General features: G+C 54.2%; 3 rRNA genes. All 3 read left to right on the top strand.

Features of this window, described 5'->3' with window-relative positions:
• Positions 1-241 precede the first annotated feature (241 nt).
• The 3 genes from NHL51_RS13785 (at position 242) to rrf (ending at position 5,636) form a co-directional block, all read left to right on the top strand.
• Positions 242-1,766: ribosomal RNA gene (locus NHL51_RS13785) — 16S ribosomal RNA — on the top strand.
• A 484-nt stretch (positions 1,767-2,250) separates the two neighbouring features.
• Positions 2,251-5,352: ribosomal RNA gene (locus NHL51_RS13780) — 23S ribosomal RNA — on the top strand.
• A gap of 167 nt (positions 5,353-5,519) precedes the next feature.
• Positions 5,520-5,636 (top strand): 5S ribosomal RNA (gene rrf / locus NHL51_RS13775).
• The 16S, 23S and 5S rRNA genes sit together here, the layout of an rRNA operon.
• The last annotated feature ends 7 nt before the right edge of the window (positions 5,637-5,643 follow it).

Here is a 5,643-nt window from a genome sequence, read left to right as displayed (position 1 = left end):
GACAGGTTGCTGTTCGGAAGCCTTGTGATGGGGTGTGTACGGGTGGTGTCTGGTCTTTGAGAACTCAATAGTGTGCACTTGATTGTCAAATGCCAATTTTTTATCCCGTCGCTGCATCTGTTTGGGTGTGGTTGATGGTGATTCCTTTTGGACAAATTGAACGTCAGTAATGATGTTCGTATTTTGTCAGGTCAAACTCGCAGCATGGGGGCTTATTCCGCTTCTCGTGGTGCACATGTTTTTTACGGAGAGTTTGATCCTGGCTCAGGACGAACGCTGGCGGCGTGCTTAACACATGCAAGTCGAACGATGAAGCCCCTGCTTGCAGGGGTGGAAGAGTGGCGAACGGGTGAGTAACACGTGAGTAACCTGCCCCTGACTCTGGGATAAGCGCTGGAAACGGCGTCTAATACTGGATATGAGCAACGGTCGCATGGCCTGTTGTTGGAAAGATTTATCGGTTGGGGATGGACTCGCGGCCTATCAGCTTGATGGTGAGGTAATGGCTCACCATGGCGACGACGGGTAGCCGGCCTGAGAGGGTGACCGGCCACACTGGGACTGAGACACGGCCCAGACTCCTACGGGAGGCAGCAGTGGGGAATATTGCACAATGGGCGCAAGCCTGATGCAGCAACGCCGCGTGAGGGATGACGGCCTTCGGGTTGTAAACCTCTTTTAGTAGGGAAGAAGCGAAAGTGACGGTACCTGCAGAAAAAGCACCGGCTAACTACGTGCCAGCAGCCGCGGTAATACGTAGGGTGCAAGCGTTGTCCGGAATTATTGGGCGTAAAGAGCTCGTAGGCGGCTTGTCGCGTCTGCTGTGAAAACCCGGAGCTCAACTCCGGGCCTGCAGTGGGTACGGGCAGGCTAGAGTGCGGTAGGGGAGATTGGAATTCCTGGTGTAGCGGTGGAATGCGCAGATATCAGGAGGAACACCGATGGCGAAGGCAGATCTCTGGGCCGTAACTGACGCTGAGGAGCGAAAGCATGGGGAGCGAACAGGATTAGATACCCTGGTAGTCCATGCCGTAAACGTTGGGAACTAGATGTAGGGCCTGTTCCACGGGTTCTGTGTCGTAGCTAACGCATTAAGTTCCCCGCCTGGGGAGTACGGCCGCAAGGCTAAAACTCAAAGGAATTGACGGGGGCCCGCACAAGCGGCGGAGCATGCGGATTAATTCGATGCAACGCGAAGAACCTTACCAAGGCTTGACATATAGCAGAACACCGTAGAAATACGGGACTCTTTGGACACTGTTATACAGGTGGTGCATGGTTGTCGTCAGCTCGTGTCGTGAGATGTTCGGTTAAGTCCGGCAACGAGCGCAACCCTCGTCCTATGTTGCCAGCACGTTATGGTGGGAACTCATGGGATACTGCCGTGGTCAACACGGAGGAAGGTGGGGATGACGTCAAATCATCATGCCCCTTATGTCTTGGGCTTCACGCATGCTACAATGGCCGGTACAATGGGCTGCGATACCGTAAGGTGGAGCGAATCCCAAAAAGCCGGTCTCAGTTCGGATTGGGGTCTGCAACTCGACCCCATGAAGTCGGAGTCGCTAGTAATCGCAGATCAGCAACGCTGCGGTGAATACGTTCCCGGGCCTTGTACACACCGCCCGTCAAGTCATGAAAGTCGGTAACACCCGAAGCCGATGGCCTAACCCTTGTGGAGGGAGTCGTCGAAGGTGGGACTGGTGATTAGGACTAAGTCGTAACAAGGTAGCCGTACCGGAAGGTGCGGCTGGATCACCTCCTTTCTAAGGAGCACTCGACCCCATCCCTGGATGGTGGTCGCAGAATGGGTCGTTCATCACCAAACGAGTGATGCGATACCGCTCATGGGTGGAACATTCGACAAGACTCGTCTTGATAGCTCGCCTATCCCAGTACGCAAGGTGTTCCTCGTGGACAGCTTGTTGGAAGAGGTGGGTGGTTGTTGGGGCGGGTTACTAAGTGCATACTATTGGGTCCTGAGGGACCAGCCGGCTGGCATCTGATTCGTTGGATTGGGTGGTGGTGGACTGGGTGTCTCTGACCTGCTGGGCAGGAACGTGTTGTTCTGTCGGGTGGGATCGGTTGTACGTTGAGAACTACACAGTGGACGCGAGCATCTTGATCCCGTCATCCTTTTGGGGGTGTCGGGGTTGAAATACTTTATATATTTTCATTGGTCGCACATGTTGATGCATTCCTTTTGGGGGTGTTGAGGGTGTGTGTTTTTTATGATTAATGCTTATGTGATTTCAAGTCTTCAAGAGCATACGGTGGATGCCTTGGCATCTGGAGCCGAAGAAGGACGTAGTAATCTGCGATAAGCCTCGGGGAGCCGATAAACGGGCTGTGATTCGAGGATTTCCGAATGGGGAAACCCCGCCAGGCGGCTTGCTGACCTGGTGACTCCCGCCTGAATATATAGGGCGGGTAGAGGGAACGCGGGGAAGTGAAACATCTCAGTACCCGCAGGAAGAGAAAACAATAGTGATTCCGGGAGTAGTGGCGAGCGAAACTGGATGAGGCTAAACCGATCATGTGTGATACCTGGCAGGGGTTGCATGGTCGGGGTTGTGGGACGTGCCGGGAGACGCTGCTGAGTCTTCGACGTGAGAGTGAAGCTATAGACGAACCGCTTGGAACGGCGGGCCGGAGTGGGTGAGAGTCCCGTAGTCGAAATGGTTTTACCGCGTGGTGTGTATCCCAAGTAGCACGGGGCCCGAGAAATCCCGTGTGAATCTGTCAGGACCACCTGATAAGCCTAAATACTTCCAGATGACCGATAGCGGACTAGTACCGTGAGGGAAAGGTGAAAAGTACCCCGGGAGGGGAGTGAAAGAGTACCTGAAACCGTGTGCTTACAATCCGTCGGAGCCAGTCTGATTCTGGTGACGGCGTGCCTTTTGAAGAATGAGCCTGCGAGTTAGCGATACGTGGCGAGGTTAACCTGTGTGGGGTAGCCGTAGCGAAAGCGAGTCTGAATAGGGCGATTCAGTCGCGTGTCCTAGACCCGAAGCGAAGTGATCTATCCATGGCCAGGCTGAAGCGTGTGTAAGAGCGCGTGGAGGGCCGAACCCACTTAGGTTGAAAACTGAGGGGATGAGCTGTGGATAGGGGTGAAAGGCCAATCAAACTTCGTGATAGCTGGTTCTCTCCGAAATGCATTTAGGTGCAGCGTTGCGTGTTTCTTGCCGGAGGTAGAGCTACTGGATGGCCGATGGGCCCTACAAGGTTACTGACGTCAGCTAAACTCCGAATGCCGGTAAGTGAGAGCGCAGCAGTGAGACTGTGGGGGATAAGCTTCATAGTCGAGAGGGAAACAACCCAGATCACCAACTAAGGTCCCTAAGCGCGTGCTAAGTGGTAAAGGATGTGGAGTTGCTGTGACAACCAGGAGGTTGGCTTAGAAGCAGCCACCCTTGAAAGAGTGCGTAATAGCTCACTGGTCAAGTGATTCCGCGCCGACAATGTAACGGGGCTCAAGCACGCCACCGAAGTTGTGGCAATCGCATATCGACAAGCCTTCGTGGTTCAGTTGTGCGGTTGGGTAGGAGAGCGTCGTGTGGCGAGTGAAGCGGCGGAGTGATCCAGTCGTGGATGCTACACGAGTGAGAATGCAGGCATGAGTAGCGAAAGACGGGTGAGAAACCCGTCCTCCGGAAGACCAAGGGTTCCAGGGTCAAGCTAATCTTCCCTGGGTAAGTCGGGACCTAAGGCGAGGCCGACAGGCGTAGTCGATGGACAACGGGTTGATATTCCCGTACCGGCGGTAGACCGTCAAAGACCTAACCAGTAGTGCTAAACAAACCAAGACTTCGTGGATCCTTCGGGTGAAGCGGGGTGGCGGCTGTGAACCCGAACTGGGGTGGTGAGCGTGAGGTGTGACGCAGGAAGGTAGCCAGTGCCGGGCGATGGTTGTCCCGGTGTAAGCATGTAGCCCGTCGCTTATGAAGAGTTTGCGGCTTTGGGTGAGATGTGATGCGGACCCGTATGGGGAAGCTGGTGATCCTATGCTGCCGAGAAAAGCATCGACGTGAGGTCTATTGTTGCCCGTACCCCAAACCGACTCAGGTGGTCAGGTAGAGAATACTCAGGAGATCGAGATAATCATGGTGAAGGAACTCGGCAAAATGCCCCCGTAACTTCGGGAGAAGGGGGGCCATCCACTTATACCAACTTGCTTGGGAAAGGGTGTGGTGGCCGCAGAGACCAGTGGGGAACGACTGTTTACTAAAAACATAGGTCCGTGCTAACACGCAAGTGGATGTATACGGACTGACGCCTGCCCGGTGCTGGAAGGTTAAGAGGAGAGGTTAGAACTTCGGTTCGAAGCTTTGAATTTAAGCCCCAGTAAACGGCGGTGGTAACTATAACCATCCTAAGGTAGCGAAATTCCTTGTCGGGTAAGTTCCGACCTGCACGAATGGCGTAACGATTCCCCAGCTGTCTCCACCGTGAACTCGGCGAAATTGCAGTACGAGTAAAGATGCTCGTTACGCGCAGAAGGACGGAAAGACCCCGTGACCTTTACTACAGCTTGGTATTGGTGTTCGGTGTGGCTTGTGTAGGATAGGTGGGAGACTGTGAAGCGGGCACGCTAGTGTTCGTGGAGTCATTGTTGAAATACCACTCTGGTCATATTGGATATCTAACCACGCACCCTGATCGGGTGTTGGGACAGTGCCTGGTGGGTAGTTTAACTGGGGCGGTTGCCTCCTAAAATGTAACGGAGGCGCCCAAAGGTTCCCTCAACCTGGTTGGCAATCAGGTGGCGAGTGTAAGTGCACAAGGGAGCTTGACTGTGAGACTGACAGGTCGAGCAGGGACGAAAGTCGGGACTAGTGATCCGGCAGTGGCTTGTGGAAGCGCTGTCGCTCAACGGATAAAAGGTACCTCGGGGATAACAGGCTGATCTTGCCCAAGAGTCCATATCGACGGCATGGTTTGGCACCTCGATGTCGGCTCGTCGCATCCTGGGGCTGGAGTTGGTCCCAAGGGTTGGGCTGTTCGCCCATTAAAGCGGTACGCGAGCTGGGTTTAGAACGTCGTGAGACAGTTCGGTCCCTATCCTCTGCGCGCGTTGGAGATTTGAGAGGATCTGACCCTAGTACGAGAGGACCGGGTTGGACGGACCTCTGGTGTGCCAGTTGTTCTGCCAAGGGCATGGCTGGTTGGCTACGTTCGGGATGGATAACCGCTGAAAGCATCTAAGCGGGAAGCCGGCCTCGAGATGAGATCTCCATACACTTCGGTGTTGTAGGTTCCCAGTAGATGACTGGGTTGATAGGCCAGATGTGGAAGCCCGGTAACGGGTGGAGCTGACTGGTACTAATAAACCAATGACTTGACTTCATTTCATATCCACTGGTGTTCGACTTCAAACGGGCACAAGGGTGAGGTATGGCATAGGCAGTATGTGTAACGATGTTTGCGTCCACTTTGTGGTTCTTGACGTATGACCACAAACCCCCTGGGTACGGCTATTGGTCGTGTGTGGGGTTTGGGTATGTCAATAGTGTTTCGGTGGTTATAGCGTCAGGGAAACGCCCGGTCACATTCCGAACCCGGAAGCTAAGGCTGACTGCGCTGATGGTACTGCGAGGGGGACCTCGTGGGAGAGTAAGACACCGCCGAACTCCTTTT

Source organism: Leucobacter sp. gxy201 (assembly GCF_051043335.1).
In the GTDB taxonomy this organism is placed as follows: Bacteria; Actinomycetota; Actinomycetes; order Actinomycetales; family Microbacteriaceae; genus Leucobacter.
The sequence above is the reverse complement of the archived record's forward strand: the minus strand, read 5'-3'. Positions and strand labels throughout refer to the sequence as shown.